This window comes from Kitasatospora sp. NPDC018619 (assembly GCF_044391605.1).
Lineage (GTDB): Bacteria > Actinomycetota > Actinomycetes > Streptomycetales > Streptomycetaceae > Kitasatospora.
In genome coordinates this window covers 66,055-81,126 of the sequence record NZ_JBISAI010000018.1, presented here as the reverse complement: position 1 = coordinate 81,126, position 15,072 = coordinate 66,055, and the positions used below count along the sequence as shown (strand labels likewise).

General features: G+C 75.2%; 8 protein-coding genes and 1 tRNA gene. 8 read left to right on the top strand and 1 reads right to left on the bottom strand.

Going from position 1 to position 15,072, the window contains the following annotated elements:
- Positions 1 to 214 precede the first annotated feature (214 nt).
- The 8 genes from ACH5AR_RS26300 to ACH5AR_RS26265 all read left to right on the top strand — a co-directional run bounded on the left by ACH5AR_RS26300 (position 215) and on the right by ACH5AR_RS26265 (position 13,349).
- Positions 215 to 673: a DUF3592 domain-containing protein gene (locus tag ACH5AR_RS26300; RefSeq protein WP_396303975.1), complete on the top strand. Its 459-nt coding sequence runs from the start codon at positions 215 to 217 to the stop codon at positions 671 to 673.
- A 439-nt stretch (positions 674 to 1,112) separates the two neighbouring features.
- Complete coding sequence (gene topA / locus ACH5AR_RS26295) at positions 1,113 to 3,989, top strand: type I DNA topoisomerase (protein WP_396303974.1); 2,877 nt, start codon at positions 1,113 to 1,115, stop codon at positions 3,987 to 3,989.
- Positions 3,990 to 4,169: 180 nt separating this feature from the next.
- Positions 4,170 to 7,580, top strand: coding sequence for a dTMP kinase (tmk, locus tag ACH5AR_RS26290; protein WP_396303973.1), 3,411 nt, complete (start codon positions 4,170 to 4,172; stop codon positions 7,578 to 7,580).
- Positions 7,581 to 7,857: 277 nt separating this feature from the next.
- Positions 7,858 to 9,069, top strand: a complete 1,212-nt coding sequence (locus tag ACH5AR_RS26285) for a DNA polymerase III subunit delta' (protein WP_396304012.1) — start codon at positions 7,858 to 7,860, stop codon at positions 9,067 to 9,069.
- A gap of 247 nt (positions 9,070 to 9,316) precedes the next feature.
- Entirely contained in the window at positions 9,317 to 10,522 is a 1,206-nt protein-coding gene (locus tag ACH5AR_RS26280) for a hypothetical protein (RefSeq protein ID WP_396303972.1), read from the top strand.
- A gap of 172 nt (positions 10,523 to 10,694) precedes the next feature.
- Complete coding sequence (locus ACH5AR_RS26275) at positions 10,695 to 12,434, top strand: alpha/beta hydrolase (RefSeq protein ID WP_396303971.1); 1,740 nt, start codon at positions 10,695 to 10,697, stop codon at positions 12,432 to 12,434.
- A 109-nt stretch (positions 12,435 to 12,543) separates the two neighbouring features.
- Entirely contained in the window at positions 12,544 to 13,194 is a 651-nt protein-coding gene (gene leuE, locus ACH5AR_RS26270; RefSeq protein ID WP_396303970.1) for a leucine efflux protein LeuE, read from the top strand.
- A gap of 81 nt (positions 13,195 to 13,275) precedes the next feature.
- A tRNA-Thr gene (locus ACH5AR_RS26265) sits at positions 13,276 to 13,349 on the top strand.
- 584 nt (positions 13,350 to 13,933) lie between these two features.
- Here the strand turns inward: ACH5AR_RS26265 and ACH5AR_RS26260 are convergent.
- The gene (locus ACH5AR_RS26260; RefSeq protein WP_396303969.1) at positions 13,934 to 14,914 is read right to left on the bottom strand and encodes a DNA cytosine methyltransferase; all 981 of its coding nucleotides are present in this window, start codon (positions 14,912 to 14,914) and stop codon (positions 13,934 to 13,936) included.
- Positions 14,915 to 15,072: the final 158 nt, after the last annotated feature.

Sequence of the window (15,072 nt, the reverse complement as noted above, 5' to 3'; positions counted from 1 at the left end):
CAGCCGGTCCGGTCCCAAGCCACCACAGGGCACCAGGGCACCAGGGCACCAGGTCAGCTTTCACCGAGGCAGCCGCCGTTCTCCGGTCGCCCGGTTCATCCGCCCGTACCCCCTGGTTCGTCCGGCCGCCGCCGGACGGCTGTCTCCCGTTGGCTCCCCGCTGTGAAGCTCTGTCCACAGGCTGTGGACAGAGCTGGGGAGCCGGGGGCCAGGGGTGGACACGACGACGGCGATGGTGGGCGGGTCGGTGCTCGCCCTCTTCGGTGGCGTGCTGCTGCTCTGGTGCGCCGCCGAAGTGGCCCTGCGCCTGCGGGTGCGCCGTCGGGGCGCGCCGGCAGTGGCGACCGTGGTGGCCGAGGACGACGTGCACGGCCAGCTGGACAGCGCGCCGCTGCTCTCCTTCTCGGTGCCGCCCTCGGTCGGCGGCTCCGGCGCGTGCGGGATAGCGGGGCTGGTGATCGCCCGCCCGCGCGGGCACACCCCGCTGCGCCGCCCGGACCGCTTCGCGCCCGGCGCCCCGGTGCGGATCTGTTACGACCCCCGGTGCCCGAGCCGGGTGGTGCTGGCAGCCGGGGAGGTCGGCCGGGCAGCCGTCGCCGACCTGCTGTGGAGCCTCCTGGGCGCGGGCTGCCTGGCGGCGGGCGCCGGGCTCCTGGCCGCGGCCGGCGGTTGAGCCCGCCCACCCGGATTTCGCATCCCCGACCCGGTCCCGCTCCCGCCACCGGAACACGCCCCTACAGCACCCCTGGACACCCCTCGGCCCGCCCCGGACCGGCGCGTTCCGGACGGATGGGGACCACTCCACGCCGACTCGTCGATTTTCCGTTGACAGATCCTGAAATCCGTCATTCCATCCTCCGGAACCTGCCGAAGGCCCCCCTCCACGGGGCGCGAACCTCCGTCATCGGGTTACCGTTCGAGTGGCGTCGGTGAGCCCGGCAAGTGAAAAAGCGGGATCCGTCCGTTTGACAAGGGTGGCCGGGGTACGGTCACACTCCGCTGGTGGGGGTGTCGTGTCGCGGCAGCCCCGGGACGGTGGAGGGGTCGGGCGGAGCGCAGCCCGTGCTGCCGGCGCCGACCAGCCACATATGGACCGGGAGAGAAGAGCGAAGGTGTCCCCGAGCAGCGAGACCGCGCACGGACAGCGACTCGTCATTGTCGAGTCGCCGGCCAAGGCGAAGACGATCAAGGGCTACCTGGGCCCCGGCTACATCGTCGAGGCGAGCGTCGGGCACATCCGCGACCTCCCCAGCACCGCGGCCGAGGTGCCGGACAAGTACACCGGCGAGGTGCGCCGCCTCGGGGTGGACGTCGACCACGACTTCGCGCCCATCTACGTCGTCAACGCGGACAAGAAGTCCCAGGTCAGCAAGTTGAAGTCGCTGCTCGCGGAGTCCGACGAGCTCTTCCTCGCCACCGATGAGGACCGCGAGGGCGAGGCCATCGCGTGGCACCTCCAGCAGGTGCTCAAGCCCAAGGTGCCGGTGCACCGCATGGTGTTCCACGAGATCACCAAGTCGGCGATCCAGGAGGCCGTGGCCAACCCGCGCGAGCTCAACCAGCGCCTGGTCGACGCCCAGGAGACCCGCCGCATCCTCGACCGGCTGTACGGCTTCGAGGTCTCGCCGGTGCTGTGGAAGAAGGTCATGCCGAAGCTGTCGGCGGGCCGCGTGCAGTCCGTGGCCACCCGCCTGGTGGTCGAGCGCGAGCGCGAGCGGATGGCCTTCCGCACCGCCTCGTACTGGGACCTGGTCGGCACCTTCGGCACCGGCCGCACCCCCGTCGACGCCGCCAACCCGGAGACCTTCGGCGCCCGGCTGGCCGCCGTCGACGGCAAGCGGATCGCCAGCGGGCGCGACTTCGGCCAGGACGGCCGGCTGAAGGCCGCCAGCGCGAACACCCTGCACCTGGACGAGCAGGCGGCCCGTCAGCTGGCCGCCGCCCTGGAGCAGACGGCCTTCGGCGTCCGCAGCGTCGAGTCCAAGCCCTACCGCCGCTCGCCGTACGCGCCGTTCCGCACCACCACGCTCCAGCAGGAGGCCAGCCGCAAGCTGGGCTTCGGCGCCAAGCGGACCATGCAGGTGGCCCAGAAGCTGTACGAGAACGGCTTCATCACCTATATGCGCACCGACTCCACCACGCTGTCGGACACCGCGATCACCGCGGCCCGGGCGCAGGTCACCCAGCTGTACGGCGCCGACTACCTGCCCGACGCCCCGCGCACCTACGCGAGCAAGGTCAAGAACGCGCAGGAGGCGCACGAGGCCGTCCGCCCGTCCGGCGACCGCTTCCGCACCCCCGCCGAGACCGGTCTGACCGGTGACGACTTCAAGCTGTACGAGCTGATCTGGATGCGCACCGTCGCCTCCCAGATGAAGGACGCCGTCGGCCAGTCCGTCACCGTGCGGGTCGGCGGCACCTCCGCGGACGGCCGGGACGTCGAGTTCTCCGCCTCCGGCAAGATCATCACCTTCCACGGCTTCCTCAAGGCCTACGTCGAGGGCGCCGACGACCCGAATGCCGAGCTCGACGACCGCGAGCGCCGGCTGCCGCAGGTCGCCCAGGGCGACCCGCTGGCCGCCGAGCGGATCAGCCCGGAGGGCCACGCCACCAAGCCGCCGGCCCGCTACACCGAGGCCTCGCTGGTCAAGGAGCTGGAGGACCGGGAGATCGGCCGCCCCTCCACCTACGCGTCGATCATCGACACGATCATCCAGCGCCGCTACGTCTTCAAGAAGGGGACGGCGCTCGTCCCGTCCTTCCTCTCCTTCGCCGTGGTCAACCTGCTGGAGAAGCACTTCGGCCGGCTGGTCGACTACGACTTCACCGCCAAGATGGAGGACGACCTCGACCGGATCGCCGCCGGTGAGGCGCAGTCCGTGCCGTGGCTGAAGCGCTTCTACTTCGGTGAGGGCGAGGGCCACGCCGCGGGCGGCGCCGCCGAGGCCGGCAACGGCGACGGCGACCACCTGGGCGGCCTGAAGGAGCTGGTCACCGACCTCGGCGCGATCGACGCCCGGGAGATCAGCTCGTTCCGGGTCAGCGACGACATCACCCTGCGGGTCGGCCGCTACGGCCCGTACGTCGAGCGCGCCTCCGCCGTCGAGGGCGAGCCCGGCCAGCGCGCCGACATCCCCGACGAGCTGCCGCCGGACGAGCTCACCGTCGAGCTGGCCGAGGAGCTGCTGGCCAAGCCCAGCGGCGACTTCGAGCTCGGCCAGGACCCGGTCAGCGGCAACATGCTGGTCGCCAAGGACGGCCGCTACGGCCCGTACGTCACCGAGATCCTGCCCGAGGGCACGCCGAAGACCGGCAAGAACGCCGTCAAGCCGCGCACCGCCTCGCTGTTCAAGACGATGTCGCTGGACACCGTCACGCTGGACGACGCGCTGCGGCTGCTCTCGCTGCCCCGGGTGGTCGGCACCGACCCCGAGGGCGCGGAGATCACCGCGCAGAACGGCCGCTACGGCCCGTACCTGAAGCGCGGTACCGACTCGCGCTCGCTCACCAGCGAGGACCAGCTCTTCACGATCACCCTCGACGAGGCACTGGCGATCTACGCCCAGCCCAAGCAGCGCGGCCGGGCCGCCGCCGCGCCGCCGCTCAAGGAGCTGGGCACCGACCCCGTCAGCGAGCGCCCGGTGGTGGTCAAGGACGGCCGCTTCGGCCCGTACGTGACCGACGGCGAGACCAACGCCACGCTGCGCAAGGACGACGACGTCGAGACCATCACGCCGGAGCGCGGGTACGAGCTGCTCGCCGAGAAGCGGGCGCGCGGACCGGTGAAGAAGGCCGCGAAGAAGGCCCCCGCGAAGAAGGCGGCGGCCAAGAAGACCACCACCAAGACGGCGGCGACCAAGACCGCGGCCGCGAAGAAGACCGCCACGAAGACCGCCGCCAAGAAGACCACCACCAAGACGGCGGCGGCGAAGAAGACGGCGGCCAAGAAGACCGCCGCGAGCAAGGCCGCGGCCCCCGACGAGGGCTGATCCCGGATCACCGCGGCCGGGCCCGCCCCCCTGGGGCCAGGGGGGCGGGCCCGGCGGGAGTCCCCGGACCCGCCGGGGCTTCGTAGGGTCTGTGCGGGGTACGTCACAACCCGGTGATGAGCGCGATCCGGAACCCCGTTCGCCTCATTCCGGCCAGGCCCAGCCCGCTACGCTGACCGTATGACGAGCGAGGAGCAGCCCACCCCCAGCGCCGCCCCGGCCGCCAGAGCCCAGGTGTCCGACCTGCCTGAGGTCGCGCCCGCCGGGAGCCCGGCGGACCGGGCCCGCGCCCTGCTGCGGACACGTGCCTACCGGCGCCTGTGGACCACCCAGCTGATCGGCGGCACCGCCGACCGGCTCGGTCTGCTGGTGCTGCTCGCGCTCACCGTGATCGCCGCCGCCCAGGGCGGACAGTTCGGCAGCCCGCCGCGCAGCCTCGCCTCCGCCCTCGCCGCGGTCCTCGCCGTCCGGGTGCTGGCCACCGGCCTGGTCGGGGTCGCGCTGCTCGGCCCGGTGCACGGGCTGGTCACGGGCCGGCTGGACCGGCGCTGGACGATGTTCGGCGCCGACGTGCTCTGCGCCCTGCTGGTCGGCCTCGCGCCCTGGTGGAGCGTCTGGCTGGGCTCGGCCGCCGAGCCCTCCGGGGCCGCCGCCTACGTCCTGCTCGCCACCGTGTTCGTGACCGGTGCCGCCGAGCGGGTCCGGGGGACCGCCAGGGCCGCCGCCGTCCCCGGCCTGCTGCCGCCGACCAACCCCCACTCCCCGGTCGCCGAGCAGCGCCCGGCCGCCGCCAACCTGGAGAGCGTCCGGAGCGTCGACCGCTTCACCGGCTGGGTCACGGTGCCGCTCGGCGCCCTCGGCCTGGTGGCCCTCACCCTGCTCAACAACATCGGCGCGGCCGTCGGCTCGGACTGGCTCCGCGCCCACCAGCTCGCCTTCGCGGCGCTCGGCTCGGCCGGGCTGTTCGCCGCCGCGGCGGTCCGCGGCCACCTCCAGCAGCTGCCCGGCGGCCCGGTGTCCGTCGCCCCGGTCTCCCCGCTCCAGGGCCTGCGCGCCCCGACCGACGCCGCGCCCGGCCCCGCGCTGAGCAAGGGCCGCACCGGCAGCGCCCCGTACTTCACCTTCGCCGTCGCGGCCGGCTACGCCGCGATGGCGGGCGTCGCCGCGCTCGCGCTGCTGACCGCCGCCGAGCACCGCGCCGGGCCGATCGGCTACGGCTTGCTGGTGCTCGCCGCCGCCGGGGCGCCCGCCCTGGGCGCCCGGCTCACCCGGGCCACGCTGCCCTCGCTGTCCCGCCGCCGGCTGCTCGCGCTGGCGCTGCTCACCCAGGGCGTCGCGCTGATCCTGGCCGGGCTGGTGCTCGACTTCGTGCTGGTCCTGCTGCTCACCGTGCTGGCCGCGCTGGCCGCCGGGATCGTGGTCTCGGCCGGGCGCACCCTGCTCGCCCAGGAGGTCGAGGAGGTCCGGCTGCCGAAGGTCACCGAGCACCTGTTCGCCGTGCTCCGGGCCGTGGTCGCCGCCGCGCTGGTCGCCGTCCCGCTGATCGCCGCCGGCTACGGGGACGTCGAGTACGGCACCGTCGAGCCCGGCTCGTTCACCTTCATCCATGGTGGCGCGGCCCTGGCCGTCGCGACCGCCGGGCTGCTCACGCTGGTGCTCGCCGCGGTCGTGCTGCTGCGCACCGACGACCGGCGCGGCACCGTCCCGTTCGTCCGGGACCTGGTGGACTCGGTGCGCGGCCCGGGCGGCCCGGTGCCGCACCGGGGCGCGGGCACCGGCTTCTTCATCGCCCTGGAGGGCGGCGACGGCGCCGGCAAGTCCACCCAGGCCCAGGCGCTCGCCGAGTGGATCCGCGGCAAGGGCCACGAGGTCGTGCTCACCCGCGAGCCCGGCGGCAGCCCGGTCGGCCAGCGGCTGCGCGGCCTGGTCCTGGACGTCGGCAACACCGGCCTGTCGCACCGCGCCGAGGCACTGATCTACGCCGCCGACCGCGCCGAGCACGTCGAGAACGTCATCCGCCCGGCCCTCGCCCGCGGCGCGGTCGTGATCACCGACCGGTACATGGACTCCTCGATCGCCTACCAGGGCGCCGGGCGCGACCTGGCCGCGACCGAGGTCGCCCGGATCTCCCGCTGGGCCACCGGCGGGCTGCTGCCCGACCTCACCGTCGTCCTGGACGTCGACCCGACAAAGGCCCGCGAGCGCTTCACCGAGGCGCTGGACCGGCTGGAGTCCGAGCCGACCGAGTTCCACCAGCGGGTCCGGGCCGGCTTCCTCGCCCTCGCCGCCGCCGACCCGGCGCGCTACCTGGTCGTGGACGGCAGTCAGGCCCCCGGCTTCGTCACCACCGCCATCCGGCACCGGCTCGACCGCGAGCTGCCGCTCTCCGAGCAGGAGAAGGCCGCCCGCGCCGAGCAGGAGCGGCTGGCCAGGGAGGAGGCCGAGCGCCGCGCCGCCGAGGAGGCCCGCAAGAAGGCCGAGGAGGAGGCCGCCGAGCGCAAGCGCCAGGAGGTGCTGGCGCAGCTGCGGGCCGAGCAGGCGGAGAAGGAGCGGCTGGCCAGGGAGGAGGCCGAGCGGGCCGCCGCCGAGGCCCGGCGCAAGGCCGAGGAGGAGGCGCGCCGCCGGGCCGAGGAGGAGGCGGAGCGCCGCGCGGCGCAGGAGGCCGAGCGCCGCGCCGCCGAGGAGGCGCGGCTGGCCGCGGAGGCCGCCGAGCGCAAGCGGATCGCGGATGAGGCGGCCGCCCAGGCCGAGCTCCAGCGGCAGCGCGAGCTCGCCCGCGAGGAGCAGCGCCGCCGGGCGGAGGAGGCGCTCCAGCGGGCGGAGGAGGCGCGGCTGGCGCAGGCGGCGGCGCTCGCGGCCGCGGCGGCCGCCGCCGAGTCGGCGGAGGGCCGGGCCGGCGGGCGGCCGGGCCAGGCTGCGGAGGAGGGCTCGGATCCGGCTCCGGGCACGGACGAGTCGGCTGCGGAGACCACCACGGAGCTGCGGGCCGTCCGGGACGTCCCGGACCGTCCGACGAGCCCCGGGCTCGGGGACGAGGCGACGCGCGAGCTGTCGCTGCGGGACCGGCAGGCGGCCGTCCGGGCGGCGGAGGCCGCCGAGGCGCGCAAGGCCGCCGGCGCGGTCGACGAGACCGCCAAGCTGCCGGTGGTGCCGGCGGTGGACGAGACGGCCGTGCTGCCGAGGATCCCGGCGGACGCCGACCGGACCGAGGTGCTGCCGCGGATCGAGCCGGGCCGCGCCGGGGGCCCCACCGAGGGCCGTACGGACGGTCGGCCGGGTGGCCGGCCGGCGCAGGAGCCGGGCCGCGAGCCGGTGGACGGCACTCGCGAGCTGCCGGTGGTCGGTGCGGAGCCGGGCGCCGAGCGGGCGCGGCCGGAGTGGGCCGAGGAGACGCCCCTGGACGACCTGCCGAGCCTCACCGACACCCTGCTCGGCTCGCACGACGAGTGGTCGCACTGGGAGCGCGGTGGCCCGGAGCCGAGCGGTCACGGCGATCCGCAGGCCGGCGCGGAGCGGCCCGGGAGCCGGGGGAACGACGGGGGCGACGGCAAGGGCAAGGGCAAGGGGCGTCGCTGGGGCCGCCGGGGCTGACCGGACACGTGCGCGGCGGCGCCGTCGGGGCCGGACCCCGACGGCGCCGCCGCGTTTCCGCGTTTCCGTGGTTCCGCGCCGCCGCGTTTCCTCGCTCCCGGGGCGGTCGGCCGCCCCGGCCCGCCCCCGCTGACCTGCTCGCCCCGGCCGCTCCCGCCGTCGTCTCGGCTCCCGCCCCCGTACCCCGGACGGAGCAGTGGCTGTCGGAGCGGAGACGTATGCTCGACGGCGGGGAAGAGGCGCCTTCGGCGCTGCCGTACGGAGCTTGGGAGCAGCAGTGGCCGTCTGGGACGACCTGGTGGGCCAGGAGCGGGTGGTCGAGCAGCTGACCGCCGCGGCCCGGGCGGCCGGGGCGGCGGTCGAGGCCGGTCGCGGTGCCGCCCCGGCCGACGGCGCGAACGCCTCCCTGATGACGCACGCCTGGCTGTTCACCGGCCCGCCCGGGGCCGGGCAGGTCACCGCCGCGCGCTCCTTCGCGGCCGCCCTCCAGTGCACCAGCCCCGACCTCGCGCTCGGCGGCACACCCGGCTGCGGGTTCTGCGACGGCTGCCACACCGTGCTGGCCGGCAGCCACGCCGACGTCAAGTACGTCCGGACCGACGGCCTGTCCATCGGCGTCGGCGACATGCGGGACCTGGTCCTGCGTGCCTCCAGCTACCCGACCGGCGGCCGCTGGTCGGTGATCCTGGTGGACGCCGCCCACCGGCTCACCGAGGCCGCCGCCAACGCGCTGCTCAAGGGCGTGGAGGAGCCGTCCCCGCGCACGGTCTGGCTGCTCTGCGCCCCCTCCGTCCAGGACGTGCTGCCGACCATCCGCTCGCGCTGCCGGCTGCTGGTGCTGCGCACGCCCGCGGCCGAGGCGGTCGCCGACACGCTGGTCCGCCGCGACGGCGTCGACCCGCAGACCGCCCGGCTCGCCGCGCTCGCCGGGCAGGGCGACATCGAGCGCTCGCGCCGCCTGGCCGTCGACGAGCAGGCCCGGGCGCGCCGGCTGGAGGTGCTGCGCATCCCCCTGGAGGTCGGCGACATCGGCGGGTGCCTGGCTGCTGCCCAGCGCCTGGTCGACACCGCCAAGGCCGATGCCGAGGCGCTCGCCGAGACCCAGGACGCCAAGGAGACCGACGACCTCAAGGCCGCCTACGGCGCCGCCGAGGGCAGCAAGGCGCCGCGCGGCATGGCCGGCGCGGTCAAGGAGCTGGAGAAGCGGCAGAAGAGCCGGGCCACCCGCACCCGCCGGGAGACCCTCGGCGTCGCCCTGCTCGACCTGCTCGGCTTCTACCGGGACGTGCTCGCCATCCAGCTCGGCTCCACCGGCACGCTCGCCAACGAGGACCAGCGGCAGGCGCTGAACCGGGTGGCCCAGGCAGGGCCGGCGGAGGGCACGCTGCGCCGGATCGAGGCGGTGCTGGCCTGCCGCCGGGCGCTGGACCGCAACGTGGACCCGCTGCTCGCGGTCGAGGCGATGACGGTGGCGCTGCGCGCGGGCTGAGCACCCGCGCCCCGGGTTGGGCAGCCCCGGCCAGGGCAGGCCTCCGGACGGGGGTACCCGTAGGCCTCCCGGAGTCGGTGTGCCGTCCCACCTTCGAGTGAACGGGCGACACTCGCCGGGCACACCGTCGTGTGGCCGTCCGCCGGTTGTGCACGCTGGGGGCCGACTGCGCCCGGTGCCCGGGGCGGTCGCCCCCGCACGCGCCGCTTCCGGTTCGGCGCGGCCCCCTCCAGAGGCGGTGCGTCCCGTGGTCCGTTCGCTCCTCGTCATCCCCCTGCTGGCCGCCGCTCTCGGCGGGATCTGGCTGGCCCGGGGCGCCCGACACCGCTGGCGCGACCTGCGCGCCGCCGAGACCTACGAGCTGGCCGGCGACCGCTGGCCGATGCTGCTGCGGGCGGCCGGCGCGATGGTCTGCGGGGTGTGCGTCACCGCGCTGACGGTGCTCACCGCGCTCGGCGCCTTCGGCGGCCTCGGCCGGGGCTCCCAGGAACCGGGCCGGGCGGAGCCGGTCGTGGACGCGGCGGGTGCGGGTGCGGGTGCGGGTGCGGGTGCGGCGGCGGGCGCGGGCGTCGGGGCCGGTGCGGCGGCGGCCCGGCAGCAGGCGGCGCCGCCGGTGGCGGCGGACGCGGTCGCAGCCCCCGCGGCCCCGGATGCCGCAGCCGCCACGCCCACCGCCGCGGCGCCCGCCGTGGTCAGCCGCTTCGACAGCGTCGGCCACCCCGGCGGCGGCGAACTGCTCCAGTCCGCCGTGCTCGGCCCCGACGGGCACCCCCGCAACGTCCGGGTCTGGCTCCCGCCGCAGTACGCCAAGGAGCCGAACGCCCGCTTCCCGGTCGTCGTGATGCACGCCGCGGCACCGCAGAAGACCGCCGACGCCGAGGTCCCGGACGTCTTCGAGGGCCTCGGCTCGGCCCTCCAGACCGGCAAGACCCACCCGTTCATCCTGGTCGCCCCCGAGGCGCCGAACGGCACCGCGCACCCCTGCGAACTCGTCGCCGCCGCCCCGGCCGCCATCGCCGACGACGCGACGCTGCGCACCACCATCGCGGCCTCCTTCCGCACCCTGCCGCCCGGCCCGGCCTCCTGGGGCGCCCTCGGCGTCGAGGGCGGCGCGTCCTGTGCGGCCGCCGCCGGGCTGTCCCGGCCCGACCTGTACGGCGCCGCCGCCGCGGTCTCCGGCCGCTACGACGCCGTCGCGCTCACCCAGACCGGTGCCGAGGCCCCGGCCGGCAGCTCGCCCAAGCTGCTGCTGGCCGCCGCCAGAGCCGACTCCGCCGGGCTGGACGCGGCCCGCAAGCTCCAGTCCGCGCTGAAGGCCGGACCCGGAGCGGCGGCCAAGGCGGACGTGCGGATCTCGGACAACGTGCAGGACTACACCCCCGAACGGGAGCGGCTGCGGCTGGTCCGGCAGGCGGCGCAGTTCCTGGCCGAGGCGCTGGCCAAGGCGTCCTGAGCTCCCGCCCGGTGGCGCTACGCTGCCCGGTACCCCGGAGGGGGCGCCGGGCAGCGGCGTTCCCGCCGGGGCGCTCCACGGGTTGTTCCCCTGGTCCTCCACGCGTGCACGTCCGCGCGTGGTGCTCCACGCGCGGTGTCCTGCGCGCTGGTCGAATGCGGAGAGGTGGCGGATGAGGGCCTTCGGTCGGGCACCAGGGCGGGCACGCGCAGGCCGGGGCGGGGCAGGGGCAGAGGCAGGGGCGGGGGCCCGGGTACGGCGGGTCCGGGTACGGCGGGTCCGGGCGCTGGCCGCGGCGCTGGCCGTCGGGGGACTGCTGGCGGGCGGTTGCAGCTCCGGTCCGTCCGGGGCGCCGGTCCCGTCCTCCTCGGACGCGGCGGTCTCCGGTCGGCCCTCGGCCCCGGGGGGCGCGGCGGCGGGCGCCACCCCGCTGGAGCCGCTGCCCGCCGCCGTCCCGGACGCGCTCGCGCCGTACTACGCCCAGCGCCTGGCCTGGCAGCCCTGCGACGGCGGGTTCGAGTGCACCACGTTCCGGGTGCCGATGGACTACGACCGCCCGGGGGACGGCGACCTGACCCTGGCGGCCGCCCGCGCGGCGGCGGAACCGTCCGGCTCCTCCTCGCCTTCCGCCTCCCCCTCCGCGCGTCCCTCCGGCTCCGCCGCCACCCGGCTCGGGTCCCTGCTGCTCAACCCGGGCGGGCCCGGCGGCTCGGCGATCGAGTACCTGGAGGCCGCCGCCCGGACGTACGACCACGGTGTGCGGGCCCGGTACGACCTGGTCGGCCTGGACCCGCGCGGGGTGGGCCGCAGCAACCCCGTCAGCTGCCTGAGCGGGGACCGGATGGACGCCTTCACCGCCGTCGACCTGACCCCCGGCGACCAGCGGGGCATCGAGGCGCTGGTGGCCGCGGACAAGGAGTTCGCCGAGGGCTGCCGCAAGCAGGCCGGGGCGGTGCTCGGCCACCTCAGCACCGTCGAGAGCGCCCGCGACATGGACGTGCTGCGCGCGCTGCTCGGCGACGGGAAGCTGAACTACGTCGGCAAGTCCTACGGCACCTTCCTCGGGGCCACCTACGCCGGGTTGTTCCCGAGCCGGGTCGGCCGGCTGGTGCTGGACGGCGCGATGGACCCGGCGCTGGACTCCGTCACCGGCAACCGCACCCAGGCGGGCGGTTTCGAGACCGCGTGGGCCGCCTTCGCCCAGGACTGCGCCACGCGCGAGGAGTGCCCGCTCGGCCGCACCGCCGAGCAGGTCGGCGAGCAGCTCACCGCCCTGTTCGCGGCCGTCCGTACCGCCCCGCTGCCCACCGCCGCCGCAGGCCGCCGGCTCACCGAGTCCCAGGCGACCACCGGCGTCATCCAGGCCATGTACGCCGACTTCCTCTGGCCCGAGCTGCGCACCGCGCTCGCCGACGCCAAGGCCGGCGACGGCACCGGTCTGCTGAAGCTCTCCGACGACTACTACGGACGCGCGGCGGACGGCTCGTACCCCAACCTGATGTTCGCCAACACCGCGGTGAACTGCCTGGACCTGCCCGCCCCGTTCGGCGGTCCGGAGGACGTCCAACGGGCGGTGCCCGAGTTCGAGCGGATCTCGCCGCACTTCGGGCGCGACATGGCCTGGATGGCGCTGACCTGCACCTACTGGCCGGTGCGGGCCACCGGCACGGCGCACACCGTCCGGGCCGCCGGCGCCGCCCCGATCGTCGTGATCGGCACCACCCGCGACCCGGCCACCCCGTACGCCTGGGCGCAGTCGCTGGCCGGCCAGCTGGAGTCCGGCCGACTGCTCACCTTCGACGGCGACGGCCACACCGCGTACGGCCGGCACAGCACCTGCGTGGACGGCGCGGTGAACCGCTTCCTGCTGACCGGGGAGGCGCCGGAGCAGGGCAAGCGCTGCGAGCGGTAGGGCGGGTCGGCACCGCGCGAGTCCGGCAGGTGGTTTCCACTTCAACCGCTTGCCGGTGCGACGTTACGATGAGCGCCCCCTGCCACCCTCCCCTGCACCGGAGCTCATCGTGCTCGGAGTCAACGACCTGGCGACGTACGTCCTCGGCGCCCTCGTCATCGTCCTGCTGCCCGGCCCCAACTCCCTGTACGTCCTGTCCGTCGCGGCCCGCAAGGGCATACGCACCGGCTACCGGGCCGCGGCCGGCGTCTTCATCGGCGACCTCACCCTGATCAGCCTCACCTCGCTCGGCGCGGCCTCCCTGCTCAAGGCCAACCCGGCCGTCTTCGCGGTGGTCAAGCTCGGCGGCGCCGCCTACCTGCTCTGGATCGGCTACGGCATGCTCCGCGCCGCCCGCCAGCTCTGGCGCGAACGCCGCACCGCGGCCGACGCCACCGCCGAGCCGGCCCCCGAGTCCACCGAGAACCCCTTCCGCCGCGCCCTGGTGATCAGCCTCCTCAACCCGAAGGCCATCCTCTTCCTGCTCTCGTTCTTCACCCAGTTCGTGGACCCCTCCTACGGGCAGCCGGCCCTCTCCTTCGCCCTCCTCGGCGGCATCCTCCAGACCTTCAGCTTCCTCTACCTCTCCCTCCTGATCTTCGCGGGCACCACCCTCGCCGCCGCCTTCCGCCGCCGCAAGCGCCTCTCCGCCACCCTCACCAGCGGCGTCGCCGTCCTCTTCGCCGGCTTCGCCGCCAAGCTCGCCGTCTCCTCCGCCTGACCCCCGCCCCCGGACACCGGGTACGGATCACCCGCGAACCTGTGTAGACTGGCCCGCGTTGCCGCCACACACGGCAGCGGCGCCGCCTTAGCTCAGTTGGCCAGAGCAACGCACTCGTAATGCGTAGGTCGCGGGTTCGAATCCCGCAGGCGGCTCAGAAGCCAGAAGGCCCGGTCAGTACTCTGACCGGGCCTTTTGCCATCTACATCATGCGGCGGCGGCGCCGGGCCCGGGCCGCCCGGGTGCCCATCCCCCCAGTCGCGGCCTCACTTTTCGCCGGTTGGAGCCAGAACGCGTCGGCCATGCTCCGGGCCGCTTCCCGGGGCGTGGGGTCCACGTCCAGCGCATCCGGGACCGTGCCGGCTTCCTTCGTGCGGCCCCGAGTCCCTCCTGTTCGCAGTGCGGGTCGATCGGCCGGCCGTCGGGCCGACAGAGCACGAGGTCGAACTCCTCCCGCGCGTCGCGGACCGGCGACCAGGGCTTCCATCCCTGGCGCGGCTCGGTGAAATCCGGCTTCACGGGCGGAAGGACTGCTCCCCATCTTCGCTCCGGGGCGCCTAATGACCTGTCAGCCGTCGTGTCGCTCTGGGCGGGCACGGATCTGGCGCTACGCCAGTCACTGGAGATACCAGGGGGTGTCCACATCGACGCGCCGCCAGTGCGGTCTGCCGAGCGGCTCGCCCTGTCGCAGGGCGAGCCCGATGGCCCGCCGGAGCCGGGTCGGCCGTTTCGTCGTCGGTCAGGGCTGTGGCAGGCCGAACGCCGCTGCGGCCACATGCGCGGCGAGGAGTGGCGGTACGGCGTTGCCTGCCTGCTCGTACTGCTTGGTCTGGGTGCCCTGCCACGGGTAGTCGGAAGGGAAGGACTGAAGCATCCCGGCCTCGCGGATGGTGATACGGGCTGTGTCGGGGAGCCCGCTGCGCTTCGTCCAGGCTCCGCGGCCGAGTGACTCTGCCAGGGTGCGGCGGGCCTGGGTGGGGAATGGCTCGGCGCCGCCGGTCTTGCCGCCGCCGGCGGTGACCGTGGGGGCTGGCCGGTCCTGGGCACCCCAGCCGATGCCTTCAGCCATGGAGGCCCAGCGGGCCCGCGGAGGCCCGAAGAGGCTGGCTTCGTCGCCATGTTCGGAGTGTGTCGGCGCGGGCGGCTGGACGTTGCGGGTGCGGGAGGCGATGAGGATGGCGCGGCGGCGGCTCTGCGGTACGCCGTAGTCGGCTGCGTTGAGGTTGCCGGACCAGGTGCTGTAGCCCCAGCTGCGCAGGATCTCGGCGTACTGGCGGAACAGGGGCAGGGCGTCGGGTACCTCCTCCATGACGGCGTCTTCGGGGCGCAGGTCGTGGAGGTATCGCATGGGCTCGGCGGCGAGCAGGGAGCGGGGGTCCTGGCAGGCGGCGAGCAGGGTCGGGCGGGTGTCCCGTCCGAGCGCGAGGTCTTGGATGGCCTGGTGCACGATGGGCTGGTCCTGCAGGCCGAGCTGTTTTCCGGCGCGGGACCAGGCCTGGCAGGGCGGGGAGGCGATGAGACGGCGGATGCGGCCGGCCATCGGCTCGGTAGCGACCTGTGCGACGTCGGCGCGGACCGTGAGGTGCCCCGCGGCAGCCCGCGTCCGGCAGGCGGCAGGGTCCCATTCGATGCCGACGTCCGTGATCGCATGGTGACGGCGCAGGCCCTCGGACCAGCCGCCGGGACCGGCGAACAGGTCGAGCGTGTCGGGCGCCGGCATCGGGCCTCCTGTCGTAAGGGCAGCGGGGCCGACGGGCTCCGGCTGTGCAGATCCGGCCTGGGCCCAACGCAGAGGAATCGCGCAGGCCAGACCTTGTGACCTTACCTCCGGCGCTGTCGTCGGCGAGGGGCTGTGGATAACCCTTCGAGCTGCGCCAC